The sequence below is a fragment of the Pseudomonas sp. 1912-s genome (genome assembly GCF_029269205.1).
In the GTDB taxonomy this organism is placed as follows: domain Bacteria; phylum Pseudomonadota; class Gammaproteobacteria; order Pseudomonadales; family Pseudomonadaceae; genus Aquipseudomonas.
Genome location: NZ_JARIXR010000059.1, coordinates 1 through 20,511 on the forward strand (window position 1 = coordinate 1; position 20,511 = coordinate 20,511).

At 61.7% G+C, this 20,511-nt stretch carries 19 protein-coding genes; 11 read left to right on the top strand and 8 right to left on the bottom strand.

Annotation, left to right across the window (positions count from 1 at the left end; all coding sequences use genetic code 11):
- Both P3C29_RS32005 and P3C29_RS32010 read right to left on the bottom strand, forming a co-directional pair.
- The coding region (locus tag P3C29_RS32005; protein ID WP_275966413.1) for a helix-turn-helix domain-containing protein at positions 1-175 on the bottom strand (175 nt) is incomplete at its 3' end.
- A 157-nt stretch (positions 176-332) separates the two neighbouring features.
- The gene (locus P3C29_RS32010; protein WP_169388187.1) at positions 333-1,262 is read right to left on the bottom strand and encodes a LysR substrate-binding domain-containing protein; all 930 of its coding nucleotides are present in this window, start codon (positions 1,260-1,262) and stop codon (positions 333-335) included.
- Between the two features lie 280 nt (positions 1,263-1,542).
- On the opposite strand from P3C29_RS32010, the gene P3C29_RS32015 reads away from it, so the two are divergent.
- Positions 1,543-2,775, top strand: a complete 1,233-nt coding sequence (locus tag P3C29_RS32015; protein ID WP_275966405.1) for an MFS transporter — start codon at positions 1,543-1,545, stop codon at positions 2,773-2,775.
- On the opposite strand, the gene P3C29_RS32020 is transcribed toward P3C29_RS32015, so the two are convergent.
- A complete protein-coding gene (locus tag P3C29_RS32020; protein WP_275966406.1) occupies positions 2,713-3,627 on the bottom strand; it encodes a LysR family transcriptional regulator in 915 nt (304 codons plus the stop codon). The two genes, P3C29_RS32015 and P3C29_RS32020, sit on opposite strands and share 63 nt — an antisense overlap.
- Before the next feature lie 114 nt (positions 3,628-3,741).
- Between P3C29_RS32020 and P3C29_RS32025 the strand changes: the two genes are divergently transcribed.
- From P3C29_RS32025 to P3C29_RS32060, 8 genes are all read left to right on the top strand, one after another.
- Positions 3,742-4,623, top strand: coding sequence for a hypothetical protein (locus P3C29_RS32025; protein ID WP_275966407.1), 882 nt, complete (start codon positions 3,742-3,744; stop codon positions 4,621-4,623).
- Positions 4,624-4,675: 52 nt separating this feature from the next.
- Positions 4,676-5,902, top strand: coding sequence for a Xaa-Pro peptidase family protein (locus P3C29_RS32030; RefSeq protein WP_201123647.1), 1,227 nt, complete (start codon positions 4,676-4,678; stop codon positions 5,900-5,902).
- 293 nt (positions 5,903-6,195) lie between these two features.
- Positions 6,196-7,821: an ABC transporter substrate-binding protein gene (locus P3C29_RS32035; protein WP_275966408.1), complete on the top strand. Its 1,626-nt coding sequence runs from the start codon at positions 6,196-6,198 to the stop codon at positions 7,819-7,821.
- A 67-nt stretch (positions 7,822-7,888) separates the two neighbouring features.
- Positions 7,889-8,842 (top strand): ABC transporter permease, encoded by a 954-nt coding sequence (locus P3C29_RS32040; protein ID WP_177047818.1) that lies wholly within the window; start codon positions 7,889-7,891, stop codon positions 8,840-8,842.
- Positions 8,839-9,675 carry an ABC transporter permease gene (locus P3C29_RS32045; protein WP_201123644.1) on the top strand — a complete coding sequence of 279 codons (837 nt, stop codon included), beginning with the start codon at positions 8,839-8,841 and terminating at the stop codon, positions 9,673-9,675. The genes P3C29_RS32040 and P3C29_RS32045 overlap by 4 nt, the downstream gene beginning before the upstream one ends.
- 2 nt (positions 9,676-9,677) lie before the next feature.
- The gene (locus tag P3C29_RS32050) at positions 9,678-11,315 is read left to right on the top strand and encodes an ABC transporter ATP-binding protein (protein ID WP_275966409.1); all 1,638 of its coding nucleotides are present in this window, start codon (positions 9,678-9,680) and stop codon (positions 11,313-11,315) included.
- 84 nt (positions 11,316-11,399) lie between these two features.
- On the top strand, positions 11,400-12,569 hold the full coding sequence (locus tag P3C29_RS32055) for a hypothetical protein (RefSeq protein WP_029615849.1): 1,170 nt from the start codon (positions 11,400-11,402) through the stop codon (positions 12,567-12,569).
- Positions 12,570-12,717: 148 nt separating this feature from the next.
- Entirely contained in the window at positions 12,718-13,593 is an 876-nt protein-coding gene (locus P3C29_RS32060) for a LysR substrate-binding domain-containing protein (RefSeq protein WP_169388179.1), read from the top strand.
- Here the strand turns inward: P3C29_RS32060 and P3C29_RS32065 are convergent.
- The 4 genes from P3C29_RS32065 to fae form a co-directional block, all read right to left on the bottom strand.
- Positions 13,540-14,913: an MFS transporter gene (locus P3C29_RS32065; RefSeq protein WP_169388178.1), complete on the bottom strand. Its 1,374-nt coding sequence runs from the start codon at positions 14,911-14,913 to the stop codon at positions 13,540-13,542. The genes P3C29_RS32060 and P3C29_RS32065 overlap by 54 nt on opposite strands.
- Before the next feature lie 188 nt (positions 14,914-15,101).
- A complete protein-coding gene (locus tag P3C29_RS32070) occupies positions 15,102-16,535 on the bottom strand; it encodes an NAD-dependent succinate-semialdehyde dehydrogenase (RefSeq protein WP_275966410.1) in 1,434 nt (477 codons plus the stop codon).
- Positions 16,532-17,566 (bottom strand): aldo/keto reductase, encoded by a 1,035-nt coding sequence (locus P3C29_RS32075; protein ID WP_275966411.1) that lies wholly within the window; start codon positions 17,564-17,566, stop codon positions 16,532-16,534. The genes P3C29_RS32070 and P3C29_RS32075 overlap by 4 nt, the downstream gene beginning before the upstream one ends.
- Before the next feature lie 10 nt (positions 17,567-17,576).
- Positions 17,577-18,089 (bottom strand): formaldehyde-activating enzyme, encoded by a 513-nt coding sequence (gene fae / locus P3C29_RS32080; RefSeq protein WP_017477398.1) that lies wholly within the window; start codon positions 18,087-18,089, stop codon positions 17,577-17,579.
- A gap of 318 nt (positions 18,090-18,407) precedes the next feature.
- Between fae and P3C29_RS32085 the strand changes: the two genes are divergently transcribed.
- Positions 18,408-19,658 carry a ribonucleotide-diphosphate reductase subunit beta gene (locus P3C29_RS32085; RefSeq protein ID WP_008432895.1) on the top strand — a complete coding sequence of 417 codons (1,251 nt, stop codon included), beginning with the start codon at positions 18,408-18,410 and terminating at the stop codon, positions 19,656-19,658.
- A 52-nt stretch (positions 19,659-19,710) separates the two neighbouring features.
- The gene (locus tag P3C29_RS32090) at positions 19,711-20,199 is read left to right on the top strand and encodes a DUF1289 domain-containing protein (protein ID WP_003208512.1); all 489 of its coding nucleotides are present in this window, start codon (positions 19,711-19,713) and stop codon (positions 20,197-20,199) included.
- A 49-nt stretch (positions 20,200-20,248) separates the two neighbouring features.
- On the opposite strand, the gene P3C29_RS32095 is transcribed toward P3C29_RS32090, so the two are convergent.
- Positions 20,249-20,511 (bottom strand): transposase (locus P3C29_RS32095; protein WP_275966412.1); only part of this gene is annotated, 263 nt, incomplete at its 5' end.

Consider the following 20,511-nt stretch of genomic DNA (forward strand, 5'->3'; position numbering starts at 1 on the left):
CTCCCTCCAGCAGACCTTGCTGGCCTTGTTCTTCGTAGCGCTCGAGCCACTTGTATGCGGTTTGGGGGCTGATACCGAACCGTCGACACAGTTCTCGTTTATTGCTGCCGGGCTGCCGGGCAAAGGCAACGAACTCTTTTTTCAGGCTCATGGCGTCTCTCGTATTCCAGGGCATGATGGTTTTCCGGCGAAGTTAGCTCGCCGAAAAGTGTCCACCATGTCCCCGCACACCCGTCAACCATGTGTCCGGTCCGTACAGGCTTTTCCAAAGTGACCCGCTGTAAGAGCGGAACCATAGGCGGCCGTTACCTAAATAACGGATATGTACACAATCAAACAGCCGCCAAAGAAGGCTCCAACTGCCGCTGAGCCAACCAGATCTCCTCCTGCAACCACTGCCCAAACACCTGCAACTGCGGCGAGTCAGTCTGCTCCGGCCGGGTCACCAACCAATACGACTGGTGCCCCTCCACATGCACATTCAACACCTGCGTCAACTGCCCACTGGCCAACTCCGAAGCCACCATATGCCAATCCGCAATGGTAATCCCCAACCCATCGATCGCCGCCCGAATCGCCAGATCCAGCAGGTCAAACTCATACCCACCCTCGATATCAACCCCACTGATCCGCGCTGCATCCAGCCAATGCTTCCACGTCAAATACCGCTGATCCTCCCGCGCCAACACATGCAGCAACGTCATGCGATTCAGGTCAATCCCGTCACTCCACTCCCGGGCATACAACGACGGTGCACACACCGCGATATGCCGCTCCTGAATCAACAACGAACTGTCCAACCCATCCCACTCCCCATCCCCAAACCGAATCGCACAATCCAGCGTGCTGGTCTCCGCCAGGCTGTCCTGCAACCGCGTGGTGATGCTCAACTCCAACTCCGGATGCTGCTCACGCAACCGCCCCAAACGCGGCATCAACCAGCGATTGGTAAACGTCGGCGGCGCATTGATATGCAGCCGATTGGCATGGGACTTCTGCTGAATACTGCGCACCGTCAGCTCGATCTTGTCGAACGACTGATGCAACGCCCGCAGCAATACCCGCCCGGCGCTGGTCAATTCCAGGTGATGATGCCGACGCTCCAGCAGGGCCTCGCCCAACTGTTCTTCCAGCTGGCGCACCTGGCGGCTGACCGCACTCTGCGTCACGTTCAACAGCTCGGCAGCCCGGGTAAAACTGCCGGTACTGCCGGCGACTTCGAAAGCTTTAAGGGCGTTGAGACCGGGCATTTTGCGTTTCATGGACGACACTCGGGAGCACAGGGGAAATAACCTGCACAACATACCTTTTTGTATTGGGTCAGCGGTAGCGCCCCGCGCCGACAGACGATTAATCGCTCCACGCACTGAAAGTGTCGTTTATCGACGCAGACCGTCGCTCACGCATAAATAGCCTGCGTATAACGCATGCACACTAAGACAATTAAGCATTGGTCGCCGCCGCGCTATAAACGCTAGTCTGCCGATGCACTTCTTATTACTTCGCCCTTCTCTTTCGCGATTAACTTATCGAGCCATCGCCATGTCGAACGCACCCGTTTCATCCCGGCGAAGTATTGGCTTGCTGGCACTGGTGTTTACCGCGTGCAACGCCACTACCCACGGTTTCAGTGTGTTCCTGTACTCGGCGTTGTTGCCGCAGATCCGCCTGGGGTTTGACCTGAGTTACAGCCAGGCCGCGCTGATTGCCGCGTTGTTGCAGCTGTTCTACATGGGCGCCTCGATTGCCAGCGGCCTGGCGGCGGCGTGGATCAGCCCGCGCAATATGGTGCGCCTGACCATCGTCCTCAGTCCCGCCCTGCTGGCCCTGGCCGTTGCCACGCCGTGGGTGCTGCCCTTCGCCCTGTGCCTGGCGCTGGTGTCGGCCTGTGCAGTGTCGAACTGGAACGCGATTTCGGCCCTGGCCCAGGACGTTATCCCGGCCACGCATCGCAGCCGTGTACTGGGGCTGGCGTCGTCAGGGTCGGCGTTTGCGCTGTGCTTGAACGGGCTGTTGATCGCACTGTTGCAAGGGTTGTCCCTGCGGCAGTTCTGGTTGATCTGCGCCGGATTGACGTTGCTGGTGACGCTGCTGACCCTGTGGGCACTGGCCCCGCTCAAGGAGCCAGCACCGCACGATACCAAGGCACCCAAGCTGAGTCAGGTGCTGCGCCAATGGCTGAAGCTGTGCGTGGCGCAACCCGTGGCGACGCAGATCGTGTTGCTCAGCGCGTTTATCGGGGCGATCAGCGGGCCCTTTCTGAATTTCCTCTCGGCGTTCGTCAGCGAGCAGCTACAGGCCAGCGCCTCCGTCACCGGTTCGATGTGGACGCTGATCGGCATTGGCGGTGTCGTCGGCGGCTTGCTGCTGGGCACACTGGCAGACCGCTGGGGCGCGTTGCGGGTGATGGCCCTGAGTATCGGCGTGTTTGGCCTCAGCATGCTCGGTTTGCTGGGGCATCCCAGCCTGGTGCTGAGCTGGCTGGCGGCCGGGCTGTTCGCGCTGTTTTATTTCCCGTGCTGGGGCTTGATGGCGGCCTACGTCGGCGCCCGACTCACCCCGGTGCAGAGCCTGCAGGTGGTGAGCCTGAGCATGGTCAGCTACGGCCTGGCCAGTGCCACCGGCAATGCGCTGTGCGGATGGCTGCTGCAAGTGACCGGCGAGTTTGCCGTGGTCCACGGCTGGATCGTGGCCTGGGTGCTGGCCAGCCTGTTATTGCTGAAGCGCATGGCCCATCGACACACCGCCGAGGCGCTGGCTGCCCAGGTGCCCTGAGTGCCCCAACTGCCGGCGCAGTATCTCCACCAGTGCATCCACCTCCGGCACCTGGCAACCGGCTGAGCGCCAGAACATCAGGCGCGCCGGGGCGATCGGCGGGAATCCCTGGCGCTCGTCCAGAATCTGCCAGTCCGGCGGCACCAGGCGCCGCGCCATTACGCCCACCGACAACCCCTGCTCAATCGCGATCGCAATGCCCCGCGGGCTCTGGCTGGTGTACACCACCTGCCACGAGCGCCCGGACTGGGCCAGCGCCTGCACCGCATTCGCACGAAACGCACAGCCCTCGGCGTACACCGCCAACGGCACCGACTGACGCCCCACACAGCTCCAGCTGGGCGCCGCCACCCACACCAGCGGCTCGTCGCACAGGTATTCCCCGGCCTGCAAACCGGCGTGTTCCACCCCCAGCACCAGGTCCAGTTCACCCCGTTGCAAACGCCCCACCAAGGCCGTGGACATCTCGCAGCACACGTCCGGGCGTACCTGGGCGAATTGCGCCTGGAAGTCCTTGAGCATCCCGCCCAGGCAATATTCGGCGTAGTCCTCGGGCATGCCAAGGTGGATGCAGACCTGCTCGTTGGGCAATTGCGCGGCGCTGACGGCCTCGCTGTGCAGCTTGAGGATCTGCCGGGCGTAGATCAAAAAGGTTTCGCCACTGGGGGTCAGGCCCACCGAGCGGCTGGTGCGGCGGATCAGCGGCGTGCCGACGATGTCTTCCAGGCGTTGCAGGCTCTGGCTGACCGTGGATTGGGTTTTGTGCAGGCGCTCGGCGGCGGCCGAGAAACCCTGGCATTCAATAATTGCCACAAACACTTTAAGCAGCGTGCCATCCAGTTCGCCCGACATAACTATCGCCCTCCCCGATGGATTCGATCACAACTTGTAATTTCCACTTTGCACCTCGTTCAGCAACTATCGGTTCAGCCAGAAAACACCAACTGATAGTTCCGGGAGTCTTGCATGAGCCTTCAACTTGCTGACGCTGAAGTGGGCGATATCAGCGACATTATTAATACCGAGCTGTACCCCATACATGATTCGGGCCATGTTCAATTACAGGCCCTGATCGATCACGCGCGGGCCGAACTGACCGAAGACGGTTGCTGCCTGCTGAAGAACTTCCTGCGCCCCGAGGCACTGGAACAGGCCCGTCTGGAAGGTTTGGCGCTGTCGGGCAAGACGTTTTATTCAGTGCGCAAGGTCAACGCCTACTTCACCGAAGACGACACCTCCCTGCCCCAGGATGATCCGCGCCGCACGTTCATGGAGCGCACCAGCGGCTTTGTGACCCGCGACATGATTGCCCCGGACGCCATCATTCACCGGCTGTACGTGTCGCCGATGATGAAACGCTTTATCGGTGCGTGCCTCAACGAACCGGAAATCTTCGAGTACGCCGACCCGTTCGCCGGGCTGGTGATCAACGTGATGCCCGACGGTACCGAGCAGCCCTGGCACTTCGATACCAACGAATTCATCGTCAGCATGATGACCCAGAAGCCCGAGGCCGGCGGCCTGTTCGAGTACGCGCCGATGATTCGCTCGCGCACCCAGGAAAACCTCGGCGCCGTGGGCAAAGTAGTACGTGGCGAAGACCGTTCGCGGGTGCAGGAACTGGAACTCAACCCCGGCGACCTGCAGATTTTCAAAGGGCGTTTCTCGGTGCACCGCGTGACCCGCGTCGAAGGCGCCACCGAGCGCAACACGGCGATTTTCGCCTACTCCGAAAAGCCCGGAATCATCGGCCGTGCCCAGCGCACCAAGCAGCTTTACGGACGCCTGTCCGAAGCCCATCTGCAAGCCGAACGCAACCTGGTCCGCAGCGACCAGTTGCTCGACTGATTCACCCCCTCAAAAAACTAAAAAACCGTATTTGCCCTGCGAGGAACACCCCATGAGTCTGTCCGGCCCCAACCGCAACCCCGCCGATTGCGAACCTACCTATGACGAGATCCAGCAGATCCAACTGGACCGCCTGCAACGGGTACGCAACGAACTGAAAAAACGCGACTACGCCGCCTGCGTGCTGTTCGACCCCACCCACATGCGCTACGCCACCGGCTCGCGCAACATGCAGGTGTACTCGGCGCGCAACCCCGCCCGCTATGCGTTTATCCCGGCAGAAGGCCCGGTGGTGGTGTTTGAGTTCGGCGGCTGCCTGCACCTGGCCGAAACCCTCAACACCGTCGACGAAGTGCGCCCGGCCAAGGCCATCTCGTATTACTTCTGCGAAAGTTTCCTGGGCAACGTCACCGCCGAATGGGCCGCCGAAATCGATGAGCTGGTGCGCCAATGCGGCGGCGGCAAACGCATCGCCATTGAAAGCGCGACCTCGGCCGCAGCCTTCGAATTGCAAAAGCTCGGCTATCAGATTTTCGATGCCCAGGAACCCCTGGAACGCGCGCGCTGCATCAAGGTGCCGAACGAACTCAAGATGATCCGCGCCAGCCTGCGCGCCACCGAAGCCGGCGTGCGCCTGATGGAAAGCAAACTCACCCCCGGCATCAGCGAGAACGAGCTGTGGTCCCACCTGCACCAGCATGTGATCGCCACCGACGGGGACTACGTCGAGACCCGCCTGTTGTCCTCCGGCCCACGCACCAACCCGTGGTTCCAGGAATGCAGCACCCGACCCATCGAAGCCGGCGACCTGGTGGCGCTGGACACCGACGTGGTCGGGCGTTTCGGCTACTACGCGGACTTCTCGCGGACCTTTCTCTGCGGCGAACAGGCCGCCACCGCCAAGCAGCAGGAGCTGTACAAGCTGGCCTACGAGCAGGTGCAAACCAACATGGAAATGCTCAAGGCCGGGCGCAGTTTCAAGGAGTACGCGGAACTGGCCTGGAAGATTCCCGAGCATTACAAAAACAACCGTTACTTCGCCCTGGTGCACGGGGTTGGCATGACCGGTGAATACCCCTACGTGGTGCACCGCGAAGACATTGATGCCCTGGGCTACGACGGCGTGTTCGAAGCCGGCATGACCATCTGCGTGGAAAGCTACATCGGCCACGACGACGGCGGCGAAGGGGTGAAGCTGGAAGAACAGATCTACATCCACGAACACGGCATCGAGCTGCTCTCCGATTACCCGTTCGACCCGCGCTTGTTGTCGCGCTAGACGCGTCCCGCACCAGAGGTCGCCATGGGAAGGACATGTAACATGCATTTATAGAACGTTCCAACGCAGAATTTGTCGTTTGTCGATCTTTGCGCAAATGACAAAACTGCGGGCATCTCTAATAAAAACAACATGAGAGCTGCCCTATGTCCTATCCCATTGCCACCCTCCCGACTTCGTTGCGCCTTGTTCTTCTGCCGGCTTCACAGAGGTCCCGGCTGCGCCTTCGCGGCGCTTGCCACTGACCCTTGCGGTTCAACAAAAACGCATATTCGCAAGTACCGGAGAGGCTTATGAAAGAGTTGACTACCCTGGACGGCGCCGCGCCGCATCCAGCCGTAAATGATCTGTGTGCCCAAGTCCAAAGCGGCGAAATCAATCGCCGCCAATTCTTGCGCACGGCCGCGCTGCTGGGCATTACCGTCGCCAGCGCCAGCACTTTCCTCGGCTCCGCACTGCTGGGTAACAACGCCCAGGCCGCCGAGCCGCGCCAGGGCGGCAGCCTGCGGTTTGCCTGCGCCATCCAGGAAATCCAGGACCCGATGCTGATCACTTGGATCGAAGCCTCGAACCTGCTGCGCAACTCGGTGGAATACCTGACCTGGGTCGACGCCGACAACATCACCCACCCGTACCTCGCCGAGAGCTGGAGCCCGTCGGAAGACCTCGCCACCTGGACCTTCAACCTGCGCCAGAACGTGAAGTGGAGCAACGGCGACACCTTCAACGTCGACGACGTGCAGCACAACATCGAACGCTGGATTGCGGCCGACTCCAAGTCGGTGAACCGCACCGCGTTCCAGGACATCAAGGCCTTCGAGAAAGTCAGTGAGTTCCAGTTCCGCCTGGTGCTCAAGCGCCCGATCCTGGCGATCCCGGAAATGCTCAACGCCTTCACCTGCGCCATCGTGCACCGCAGCTTCAAGGCCGGTGACGACTGGGCGAAAAACCCGCTGGGCACCGGGCCGTTCAAGCTGGTGTCGTTTGCCGTCAACAAGCAGGCAACCTTCGCCAAGCGCGCCGACTACTGGGGCAAACCGGCGAATCTCGACGAGCTGCGCTACGTGGACATGGGCACCGATGTGTCCACCCACCTCGCCGCCCTGCAAGCCGGGCAAGTGGACGTGCTGTACCGCGTGACTGTGGCCGAACTGGACCTGGCCAAGCGTTTGCCCGGCGCGCAGTTGCTCACCTGCAAATCCGCGCAAACCGTGGTGATGCGCATGGCCTGCGACCAGAAGCCGTTCACCGACGTGCGCATCCGCAAGGCCGTGGTGCTGTGCGCCGACAACGCGCAGATGCTGAAGATCGCCTATCGCGGCATGGGCACCCTTGGCGAAGACCACCATGTGGCGCCCTCCCACCCCGAATATTTCCCGCTGCCCAAGCGCAACCGCGACGTGGCCGCGGCGAAGAAGCTGCTGGCCGAGGCCGGTTTCCCGAACGGCATCGACATCGACCTGATCGTCGGCAATACCCAGGGCCGGTATGAGCAGGACTGCGCGCAGATCCTGCAACAGAACTGCCTGGAAGCCGGGATCCGCATCAACCTCAAAGTGATCCCCGCCGCGCAGTACTGGCCGATCTGGGACAAGGCCGCCTTCAGCCTCACCTACTGGGCCCATCGCCCGCTGGGAGTGATGTCCCTGGAGCTGGCCTACCGTGGCGGTGGTGCCTGGAACGAAAGCCATTACAGCGACCCGGCGTTCGATGCCGCGCTGGACAAGGCCATGGGCATTATCGACCCGAAACAGCGTGCGCTGGCGATGGAAAACGTCGAGCGCATCCTGCAGGACGCGTGCGTGATCGTGCAGCCGTTCTGGGGCGACAAGTTCACCGCCGTGAGCAAAAAGGTCCAGGGCTTCCAGGTGCACCCGTCCGACTTCTACCCAATGGACAGTGTGTGGATGAGCGCTTGAGTTAGCCGCGCCCTCCTCCCTGCCCGTACGCGGGCAGGCATCCCTTGAACAGTCGGAGCATGCACCCATGGCTCATTTTCTTATGCGCAAGTTATTGGCGCTGGTGGCGACCCTGCTGTCGGTGTCACTGATCGTGTTCCTGGCCCTGGAACTGAATATCGAAGACGTCGCCATCAACGTCCTCGGCCCCTACTCCGCCGCCGACCAGCGTGCGGCGTGGCTGGTGGAACATGGCTACAACCAACCCTTTGTGTGGCGCTACCTGGTGTGGCTCAAGGACTTTGTCAGCGGTGACTGGGGCACCTCGGTGTACTTTCGCGAATCGGTGATCAAGCTGCTGCTGCCGAACCTCGCGCAAACCCTGACCCTGGCCGGCCTGGCCTTGCTGGTGATGGTGCCGGTGGCGTTGACGCTGGGCGTGCTTGCCGGGATTCGCCAGGGCTCGGCGCTGGACCGCCTGGTATCGTTCCTGTCGATCGTCACCACCTCGATTCCCGACTTTGCCAGCGCGGTCTTCGTCTCGGCGATCTTTGTGTTCTGGCTCAACTGGCTGCCCGGCGTGAGCAGCATGAGCGACGGCTTCAGCGCCGTGCAATTGGTGCTGCCACTGATGGTGCTGTGCCTGTTCGGCATCGGCTATCTGGCGCGGATTACCCGGGCCTCGATGGTGGAAGTGATGCAGGCGCCCTATATCCGCACCGCGCGGCTCAAGGGTGCGTCGACCTCACGCATCGTGCTGCGTCACGCCCTGCGCAATGTACTGATCGCGCCGGTCACAGTGATCATGCTGTACATCCCGTGGTTGCTGTCCAACGTGATCGTGGTGGAGGTGTTCTTCGCCTATAAGGGCTTCGGCTCGCTGCTGTACACCGCCTCGTTGAACCATGATGTGTACCTGATCGAAGCCTGCGCGATGGTCAGTGCGGTGGTGGTGGGCATCACCAAGATCTTCTCGGACCTGGCCTACACCTGGCTCAACCCGCGCATCACCCTGCGCAGTCTCGGCGGAGGTGCCCAATGAACCTGCTGCATTCCTTCAAACATCCGTTGGCCTTGCTGGGTTTGCTGCTGGTGGGCGGCTGGGTGCTGATCGCGCTGTTCGCCCCGTGGATCGCGCCCCATGACCCGCTGGAAAGCTTCACGCCCTTGCTCACCCCAATGACCGCCGGCGACAACGGCCAGAGCTTTCTGCTGGGCACCGACATGATTGGCCGCGACATTCTTTCGCGGCTGATCTGGGGCACCCGCACCGTGTTGTTCTGGTCGATCCTTGCCACCCTCACCGCCTTTGCCGTCGGCATCGCCATGGGCCTGTGCGCCGGTTACTTCAACGGCTGGGTCGACAGCCTGCTGTCGTATGTGGCGGACACGGTGCTGTCTTTCCCGGTGCTGGTGTTGTACATCGTGATCATCATCGCCCTCGGTGCTTCGGCCCTGAATATCCTGATTGCGGTGACCTTCACCAGCGCGCCGGCGATCTTCCGGATCATGCGCGCCCTGACCATCGACATTCGTTCCCGGGACTACGTGCTCAGCGCCATCACCCAGGGCGAAGGTTCGCTGCGGATCATGCTGGTGGAAATCCTGCCCAACTGCGGCGGGCCGCTGATCGTCGATTTCTGCCTGCGCATCGGCTACACCGCGATCATGATCGGCGCCCTGGGCTTCCTCGGCCTCGGCCTGCCGCCACCGACACCCGACTGGGGCGGCATGATCAACGATGGCCGCGCCATGGCTATCGCCTTCCCGCACCTGGTGATCTTTCCGTGCATCGCCATCTCCACCCTGATGCTGGGCCTGAGCCTGTTGGCGGACGGCCTGGATGAACACGCCCAGAAAGGCGCAAGGACTTGAGCATGAACCACACACAAGTGCTGCGGGTAGAGAACCTGTCCATCGAACTGCCCGCCGGCGCCGACCGCAGCCATGCGGTGCAAGGCATCAGCCTGGAGGTGCGCAAGGGCGAAATCCTCTGCGTGATCGGTGAGTCCGGCTCCGGTAAATCGGTGCTGTCGGCGGCGATCATGGGCGACTACGCCAAGGGGTTGCGGCATACCGAAGGCGTGATCGACTTTCTCGGCGATGATATTTGCACCCTCGATGAGGAACGGTTGCGCCAGCTGCGGGGCAACCGTATCGCGATGATTTTCCAGGAGCCCATGGCCGCGCTGAACCCGGCGATCCGCATCGGCAAGCAAGTGGAAGAGATCTTCGACATTCACGCACCGCAGATGCCGGCAGCCGAACGCCGCGAGCGCATGCTGGCGTTGCTGGAATCGACCCAGCTGCCGGACCCGCCGCGCATCGCCAACAGCTTTCCCCACCAGTTGTCGGGTGGCCAATGCCAGCGGGTGGTGATTGCCATGGCGCTGGCGATGAACCCGGATTTGCTGATCGCCGACGAACCCACCACCGCCCTGGACGTAACCACTCAGGCTCAGGTGCTGAAACTAGTGCGTGAGCTGCGCGGTCGCGGGCAGCACGGCATTCTGTTTATCACCCATGACTTCGGCGTGGTCGCGCAGATCGCCGACCGTATCGCGGTGATGGAAGGCGGCCGGCTGGTGGAAATCGGCGAGCGCGACCAGGTGCTGAATGCCCCGGCCCACGCCTACACCCGCAAGCTGATCGCCGCCGTGCCGGCGCTGCATCCGGAGTTGCACACGCCGAGTGCCGACGGCGAGATGGCCCTGCGCATCGAGCACCTGACCAAGACCTACACCGTCGGCGGCAGCTCGGTGGCCGCGTTGCGCAACGTCTCGCTGCAACTACCACGGGGCAAGACCCTGGCGATTGTGGGCGAGTCGGGCTCGGGCAAAAGCACCTTGGTCAAAGCCGCGATCCGCCTGGTGGACAGCGACAGCGGCCATGTGTGGGTCGGCGACACCGATTTCCTGGCCCTGCGCGGCTCGTCGCTGGCGGCGAACCGGCGGCGTATCCAGATGATTTTCCAGGACCCCTACGGTTCCCTCAATCCCCGGCACAGGGTGGGCGACATCATCGCCCGTGCAGCCCAACTGCGCGGCTTGTCGGCCAAGGATGCGTGGGCCGAAGCCGGTGACCTGCTGGAACAGGTCGGCCTCAAGCGCGACGCCCTCAAGCGCAAGCCCCGGCAGTTCTCCGGCGGCCAGCGCCAGCGTATCGGCATCGCCCGCGCCCTGGCGATGCGCCCGGAAGTGTTGATCGCCGATGAGAGCGTGTCGGCCCTGGATGTGTCGGTGCAAAAACAGGTGCTGGAACTGTTGGCCGAACTGCAGCAGCGGCTGAACCTGAGCATCCTGTTTATCACCCACGACCTGCGGGTGGCGGCGCAGATCAGCGACTACATCGCGGTGATGCGCCAGGGCGAAGTCGTGGAATACGGCACCGCCGAACAGGTACTGCTACGGCCCCGGAACACTTACACCCAGACCTTGCTGGCGGCCGCTCCCGGCGCCTCGGAACTGCCCGCCGCCGGCCCGCCGCTGCGGCTGATTCGCCCCCAGGCCCAGTGAGTCAACCCTTTACCCCGCGTCGCAGCGTTCGTTGCGGCAAGGGGCTGCTGTTGCCAAAAAATAACCAATAACGAGAGCAAAACCATGCGACCAACCCTTCGATACATCGCTCTGGTCCCTGTGCTCGGCGCCCTTGCGGCACCGGCCATGGCCATTCAAGTCACCGACAATCTGGACCTCGGTGGCGCCGTGCGCGCCCGTTGGGACTACGACCCGGATCGCGGCATCCAGAAGTTCGGCCTCGACACCGCGTTCCTCAGCGCCAAGTACAACTCCGACACCTGGATCGGCGAGGCGCAGTACCGGTTCTACGGGCGCTCGTACCCGTACCAGTACACCAAGAACTACGGCGATATCCAGTTCGCCAAGTTCGCCTGGGTCGGCTACAAGTTCAACCCCGACCAGCAGGTGCAGGTGGGCCTGAACACCGTGCCGTTTGGCTTGCAGCCGTACTTCGGCAGCACCTTCTACGAAACCCTGGGCAACGTCATCGGCCTGGAAGATGTGCAGCAGGTCGGCGCCAAGTACATCCAGCAGAGCGGCGACTGGAACATCCAGGCCGGTTACTACCTGCGCCCGGCGTGGCAAGGCAAAGGTACGAGCAAGGGCGTGACCTATTCCAGCGTGATCTCCGAAGCCGACAGCTACGTGGGCGACGGCAGCAACAACCAGGAACGCAACACCGTGGTGGTACGGGTGGCCAAGGCCATGGACCTGGGTAACTGGAAGTCGGAAGTCGGGCTGTCCGGCCTGACCTCCACCCTGGAAAACAAGGACACCAACAACGATGGCCGGCGCAACGCGGTGGCCATCCACTACCTGGGCAAGAATGGCCCGTGGGGCGTGCAATTGCAGGCGGCACGGCAGCAGATGTCACCGCGTAACCCGGGCACCGACAGCGTGGTGACGCTGGGCGGTTACGACGGCACGTTCAACGTGGCCAGCCGGGGCAATTTGTATGTGGCAGATCTGAGCTATGACGTGGGCGGCAAGTACCTGTTTGACCAGATCAGCGGCGTGAAGCTGTATGCCAACTACAGTGCGTTTGACAAGTCCGAGGATCAGTTCAAGACCTCGCAACGGGTGATCCTGGGGACGTCGTTTTCCGTCAGCAAATTGTGGGTAGCGACAGAGTGGTTGATCGGCAAGAACGATCCGTATATTGGTGGGAGCAGCTATACCGAGAGTCTGGGGGCTGGGGGGAGTAACCAGTGGGAGAATCAGTTGTATATGAACATTGGGTACTACTTCTGACTTAAGCTCTGTAGCGCTTTAACTGGCCTCATCGCAGGCAAGCCAGCTCCCACATTTGATCGGCGCCGCGGTCAAAATCTGGGAGCTGGCTTGCCTGCGATAGCGTCAGTACCAACACTATAAAAACAACAGGTGTGGAATCCCTTTCATGCGCCAACTGCCCGCCCTCAACATGCTCCGGGTCTTCGAAGAAGTCGCCCGCCACCGCAGCTTCAGCCAGGCGGCGGTGGGCCTCAACGTCACCCAGGGCGCCGTCAGCCGCCAGATCAAACAACTGGAAGACTACCTCGGCGTCGCCCTCTTCATCCGCACGCCCCAAGGCCTGTCCCTGACCGAAGCCGGCTTCGCCCTTTCCCCGCACCTGAGCGACGCCTTCGACCATATCGAACGCGCCTTGCAAGCCGTGCGCGTGCCCAACCTGCGCCAGCGCCTGCGCATCGTCGCCCCGCCGACCTGGGCCACCCGCTGGCTGTCCGCCCACCTGCGCCGATTTTGCGAGCGTTACCCCGACATCAACCTCAGCGTCACCCACCAGAACAACCACGCGAGCCTTGCGGAAATCGACTGCCAGATCCGCTTCGGCCTGGAACCGGCGCCTCATTGCAGCAGTGAGTTGTTGGTGATGGAGCGCCACATCGCCGTCGCCAGCCCGGAACTGTTCAGCGACGGTCAGCCGCCTGACCTGCGGCGCTTTCCGCTGCTGCACATCCTGCACGACGGCAAGCGCTTGAAGGTCTGGGAAAACTGGCTGGCGGCCATGGGCCGTGAGGATATCGATGCGGACCAGGGCCTGGAATTCAGCACCCTGGACCAGGTGATCCACACCGCCCTGGCAGGCGGTGGGCTGGCGGTGATCGACCGGCAAATGATCGAGCGCGAACTGGCGAATGGCAGCCTGCTGCCGATCACCCCGGTGGAGGTGATCGGCCCGTATGGCTATTGGCTGGATGTGGCGAGTGACAAGCAGGGCTTATCCAAGGTGTGCCTGTTTACGCAGTGGTTGAACCGGGTGAGTAATCCCTGACACCGGGGCTTCGGCCTTGCACGCCTGGCTCAACGTCAACGCCTTGGTTTCCGGCGCCCAGGCCCAGGAGATGATCGCGCCCAACACCAGGATTGCGGCGAGGATGCCCATGGTCGGGCTCAGGCCGATCCCGGCCACGCTCACCGGCAGCAGGAAGGTGCTCACCGCCGAACCCAGGCGGCTGACGGCCGTGGCCAGGCCAATCCCGCTGGCCCGCACTTCAGTCGGAAAGCTCTCCGCCGGGAAGACGCCCACCAGGTTACTCACCGCCGACAGTACCAGGGTGAATACTCCAAACGTCAGCACCATCAGCCACGCCATGCTGCCCGGCAACACCGCCAGCAGGAACAGCGCCGCCGCAAGGATGATGAACGAGTTGATCAGGAACCCGCGCCGGGAGAATTTCACGGTGCACCAGATGCCGATCAGGGCGCCGATGATCAGCAGCAGGTTGAGCATCAGTTCCGTACCAAAGCCTTCGGCCAGGCCCATTTTCTGCAGGATCGACGGCAGGAAGGTGTAGATCGCGAAGTACGGCATCACGATGCACACGAAGAACAGGCAATTGAACGCGGTGCGCTTGCGGTATTCGCGGCTGAACAGCACGCCGTAGCCCGAGCGGGTTTGCGTCGAGGGTTCTTCGTCGAGTACCACATGTTCGCCGAGGTGCTTTTTGACGATGGCCCGGGCCTCGGCAATCCGGCCTTGATTGACCAGCCAGCGCGGCGATTCGGGGGTGCCGATGCGGGCGATCAGAATCAGCCCGGCGGGAATCGCCGACGACGCCAGCATCCAGCGCCAGGCGTCATCACCGAGGCTGAGCATGGCGGTACCGACGAAGGTGGCGGCCACGTAGCCAACGGTCCACACCACGCTGAACGAGCCGAGCAGCACGCCACGATGTTTCTTCGGCGAGAACTCGGCGAGCATGGCGTGGCCGACGCTGAAATCGCCGCCCAGGCCAATGCCGATCAGCACCCGACAGAGGAACAGGCCCATGGCGGTTTCGGCATAGAACTGCATCACCGAGGCGACGGTAATCAGGACGAAGCTGACCAGAAAGATTTTCTGCCGGCCGAGGGTGTCGGAGATCCAGCCGAAAAACAGGCTGCCCAAAAACAACCCGATCAGGGCCGAGGCGCCGATCAGGCCTTGCCAGAAGGCGTCCAGTTGCATCTGGGGGCTGAGCAAGGTGAAGGCGATGCCGATCAGGCCAAGGATATAGCCATCGGTGAAGTGCGCGCCGAAGGTCAGGCCGGCGATTTTAAGGTGGAAGCGACCGATGGGCAGATCGTCGATTTTGATGGATTGAGTGGACATGGTGTTCTCCATATTTTTGTTTTTGACGGAGTAACAGCGGGCAAGCCGAGGGTGATGGTGTGGGCTTTTTTTGTGGGAGCTGGCTTGCCTGCGATAGCGGTGGGTCAGGTTGATCATGGGAGGCTGACAGACCGCTATCGCAGGCAAGCCAGCTCCCACAGGGATTTGTGTTGTTTGGTTGACCGTATTTAGAGGCCGCCCATCAACAGGTATTTGATCTCCAGGTAATCCTCCAGCCCGTACCTGGAACCTTCTCGGCCCAGGCCCGATTCCTTGATCCCGCCAAAGGGTGCGACTTCGGTGGAGATGATCCCTTCATTGATCCCTACCATGCCCGCTTCCAGGCCTTCGGCCATGCGCCATACGCGGCCGATGTCGCGGCTATAGAAGTAGGCGGACAAGCCGAATGGCGTGTCATTGGCCCGCTGCAGCACTTCGGCTTCATCGGTGAAGCGGAAGCAGGCCGCCACCGGGCCGAAGGTTTCTTCCTGGGCGATCAGCATTTCGCCGTGGGCTTCGGTGAGGATGGTCGGTTCAAAGAAGGTGCCGCCCAAGGCGTGTCGACGGCCGCCGCACAGCAGCTTGGCGCCTTTCTCCAGGGCGTCGCCGACGTGGGCTTCAACCTTGGCCAACGCGGCAGCGTTGATCAGCGGGCCTTGTTCGGTTTCGCCGTCCAGGGCGCTGCCGACGCGCATCGCAGAGACCGCTTCCGCCAGTTTGCGGGTGAACGCGTCGTACACACCGTCCTGGATAAAGAAGCGGTTGACGCAGACGCAAGTCTGGCCGGTGTTGCGGAATTTTGACGCCATGGCGCCTTTGACGGCGGCGTCCAGGTCGGCATCGTCGAACACGATAAAGGGCGCGTTGCCCCCCAGTTCCAGGGAGACCTTTTTCAACGTGTCCGCAGCCTGGCGCATCAGCAGTTTGCCGGTGCGGGTGGAGCCGGTGAACGACAGCTTGCGTACCACGCTGGAGGCTTGCAACGCGCCGCCGATGGCCACGGCATCGCCGGACACGATGTTGAACACGCCGGCGGGAATTCCGGCCTGCTCCGCCAACACCGCCAGGGCGAAGGCCGACAACGGGGTTTCTTCCGACGGTTTGAGGATCATCGTGCACCCCGCCGCCAGCGCCGGGCCAACCTTGCGGGTGACCATGGCCATCGGGAAGTTCCACGGGGTGATCGCCGCGACCACGCCGATGGCTTCCTTGGTCACGATGATCCGCGCATCGGCCTTGTGGCTCGGGATCACGTCGCCATAGGCACGCTTGGCTTCTTCGGCGAACCACTCCAGGAAGCTCGCCGCGTAGACCACTTCGCCCATGGCTTCGGCCAGCGGCTTGCCCTGCTCCAGGCTGAGCAGGTGCGCCAGGTCCTTCTGGTTGCTCAGCATCAAGTCGCTCCAGCGCTTGAGGCGCTGGCTGCGTTCCTTGGCGGTGAGTTTGCGCCAGGCCGGCAACGCACGGTTGGCGGCGGCAATGGCCAGGTTGGTTTCTTCAGCACCGGCGCGTTGTACTTCGGCGATCTGTGCGCCATTGGCCGGGTTGAGCACCGGGTAAACCGGCCCACCGCTGGACCATTGGCCATCGATGAAATTGCCTGTGCGAATCAGCGGGTTCATGCCACGGCCTCTATCAGGTTAAAGCGGTCCAGGCCCGGACGGGCGCTGCGCAGGATGCGTTTGCCGGCGGTGTAGTCGTTGATCACGTCGCACGGTGTGTAGTTGCGTTCCAGCTCATGCAGTTCTTCGGCGTCGAGTTGGGTGTCGAGGGCGGCGAGCGCGCTGTCAAACTGTTCGGTGGTGTCGGCGCCCACCAGCATCACGTCCACACCGGGGTGATTGGCAACCCACGCCTGGGCGACCTGCGCATTCGACACGCCACGGGCACGGGCCACACGTTGCACTGAGTGGGCGATGTCGAAGGACGCCTGGTCGCTGTACATCTGTTGGGTGAAGAAGTCGGTCTGGTTGCGGGTCGACTGCACTTCACCGGTGAGCAGGCCACGGGCCAGCGGGCTGAACACCGAGACGCCCAGGCCCTGGTCGCGGCAGAACGGGATCATCTCGCGCTCTTCTTCGCGGTAGGCGCAGTTCAGTTGCAGCTGCATGTTGATCGGCTTGACCCAGCCATTGCGCTCGCAGGCCATGAGGATTTTTGCCAGTTGCCCGGTGAGCATGGTGGACACTCCGATGTAGCGGGCCTTGCCGGAACGCACGATGTCGTTGAGGGCGCCCATGGTTTCTTCCACCGGGGTGTTCACGTCGAAGTAATGCAGCATGAACACGTCGACGTAATCCATGCCCAGGCGGCTCAGGGACGCATCGATGCTGTCCATGATGTGTTTGCGTGAATGGCCGCTGGCGTTGATGCCGCTGCGGGTGCCATAGCCGACCTTGGTGGTGACCACGATGTCTTCACGGCGCGCAACGCGCTTGAGGATGCGCCCCACCACTTCCTCGCCGACACCGGCAGAGTAGAAGTCGGCCAGGTCAATGAAGTTGACGCCGTTGGCCAGGGCGTGGGCGACGATGGGCTCGCTTTGTTTCTCATCGAAGATCCACGGTTTCCAGTCCGGGGTGCCCATGTTCATGGTGCCCAGGCACAGGCGGGAGACTTGCAGGCCGGAGTTGCCCAAACGAATGTATTGCATGGGGATGTCCTCAGGCTTTTGGCGTGTAGAAAGGGTTGCTGATGTGGTTGACCACGTCCGCCAGTTGCGCGGTGTGCGGCAGGCCGGTCAGGGCGGCGCGGATCGCCGTGCGGCAGGCGTTGTAGTTGTTGAGGTAGACCGCATCCAGGTCATCGCAGGCCGGGTTGACCCAGTTCGCGGTGACGATGGCCCACTCGTCTTCGGCTTCCGGCGGCAGGGTGCCGTCGAGCAAGGCTTCGAGCACCGCCTTGGCGATCCCGGCCTGGGACGCACCCCAGGTGGCATTGCCGTGCAGGTCGCTGCCAATGGCGGCCTTGTTGACGTAGAGGGTCATGGGTTTGACCGGGATGTTCGGCTGGGCAATCACCATGAACGGGCAATGGCCCTGGCTTGGGGACGCCAGGCTGGTGGCGAACGCCTGGCCGGCCGGGCCGTTGCGCGGGCCGATGAGGATGTTGATGTGGGCAGCATTGACGCCTGGGCCTTCGAAGCCTTCGCCGATGTACAGATCAAGTGCTTTCATTTCGCAAACGCTCTTTTTTGTTATGGGGAGCTGGTTGGCGAATTTTTAGCACTGGCGCAGGCGGCGGCCGTAACCATTAAAAGTCATGGGGGTGTGAGTTTTGGTCATGGCCCTGCGACCATCAGACCCGTCCTACGCGTTGACCATCGTTAACACACACCATATAGTGTGCCCACAAACACAGACAACCACTACATAGTGTGCAGGAACGCAGTATCTCGACCACACTATGCGCAGTATTTCAATGCCTTGAAGCCTGCAAAACGCACATTTTTGAACGCGGTCACGCCGTCAAACGGACCAGGAAGGAGCAATTCAATGCTGAGTTGGGATGAAGCAGATCAACCAGACACCGGTGACGTAGTCATACGAGGCGCCAACGCCGGCCACGCCACCGAAGCCAACATGGACCGCCTCGACGGCGCCGGCGCTGCCGCCGCCCTTGAAGCCCGCAACGTGACCGCCAGCGACTCCGCCGCGATCATCCGCGCCAAGGCCGCCCTCGACAAACTCGACGTCGCCGAAGGCCTCGCCGAGCTCGAAGGCTCTGCCGCCCGCGTCGCCGTTGACGAAAAGCGCATGATCAACTGCCGCGCCGACCTCAACCAACTCGTGCCTTTCAAGTACGACTGGGCCTGGCAGAAATACCTCGACGGCTGCGCCAACCACTGGATGCCGCAAGAGGTCAACATGACCGCCGACATCGCCCTGTGGAAAAACCCCGAAGGCCTGACCGACGACGAGCGTCGCATCGTCATGCGCAACCTCGGCTTCTTCTCCACTGCGGATTCGTTGGTCGCCAACAACCTGGTCCTGGCCGTGTACCGCCTGATCACCAACCCGGAGTGCCGCCAGTACATCCTGCGCCAGGCCTTCGAAGAAGCGATCCACACCCACGCCTACCAGTACTGCATCGAATCGTTGGCCATGGATGAAGGCGAGATCTTCAACATGTACCACGAGATTCCATCGGTCGCCAAAAAGGCCGCCTGGGGCTTGAAGTACACCCGCTCGATCTCCGATCCGAAGTTCGAAACCGGTACCGTCGAGACCGACAAAGAGCTGCTGCGTAACCTGGTGGCGTACTACTGCGTCCTGGAAGGCATCTTCTTCTACTGCGGCTTCACCCAGATTTTGTCCATGGGCCGTCGCAACAAAATGACCGGCGTGGCCGAGCAGTTCCAGTACATCCTGCGCGATGAGTCGATGCACCTGAACTTCGGTATCGATGTGATCAACCAGATCAAAATCGAAAACCCACACCTGTGGGATGCCGAGATGAAGGAAGAAGCGACCCAGATGATCCTGCAAGGGACTCAGCTGGAGATTGAATACGCGCGTGACACCATGCCACGCGGTGTACTCGGCATGAACGCGGCGATGATGGAGGACTACCTCAAGTTCATCGCGAACCGTCGTCTGTCGCAGATTGGGTTGAAGGAAGAGTATCCAGGGACGACGAATCCGTTCCCGTGGATGAGCGAGATCATGGACTTGAAGAAAGAGAAGAATTTCTTTGAGACACGTGTGATCGAGTACCAGACCGGCGGCGCGCTGAGCTGGGATTGATTTAAAGCGGCCCCTTCGGGGGCCGTGTTGTTTCACCTGTCGATGTTTTTTTATGCCCAATCAAACCATCAAGACACCCTGCGTCGGCCTGTGCTCCACCGTTTACGGAGACCTTGTGTGCCGGGGCTGCAAGCGCTATCACCATGAGGTGATTCAGTGGAACGGCTACAACGCCGAGGAGAAACAGGCGGTGTGGCTGCGCCTGGAACAACTGCTGGTGCAGGTGATGACCAGCAAGCTGCAGGTGCTGGACCCGCAACGCCTGCGCCAGCAACTGGAAGACCGCAAGATCCGGTTTGTGCCCCACCAGTCGCCGTATTGCTGGGCCTATCAGTTGATCGCCCGGGGCGCGCGGGTGATTTCCAAGCTGGATGCGTATGGCTTGGCGCTGCTGCCGGAGTTTCGCGAGCGCAATCTGGCGGATTTGCGGGATGCGATTGATCGGGAGTTTTTCCTGTTGTCCGAGGCGCATTACGAGCGGTATATCGCACCGGGGTTTCTGCGGGAGTCTTTTGGGGCGCCGTTGATAGCCAGTATTTAGGCAACCACACGGAACCAGTGTGGGAGATTCTATGGTTGAGGGGCAACCCTCAACCAACCTTTGGTTGGTATTCGCTTTGTCCTTTCAGCAATGCAAATACCACTCGAGCAAGCTTACGGGCCAGCATTACCAGTACCTGAGTGGTGCTATAACCCCGCGCCCGTTGTGCTTGATAAAACTCCTTCCATGCAGCCGTTCGGCTGGCCGCCATTGCTGCGTTGTGCAAAAGACGACGCGCTTCTGAGTCGCCACGCTTGCTCAAGCTGCGACGATTATCTTTCTGTCCTGACTTAGAAACGCGTAAATCCATAC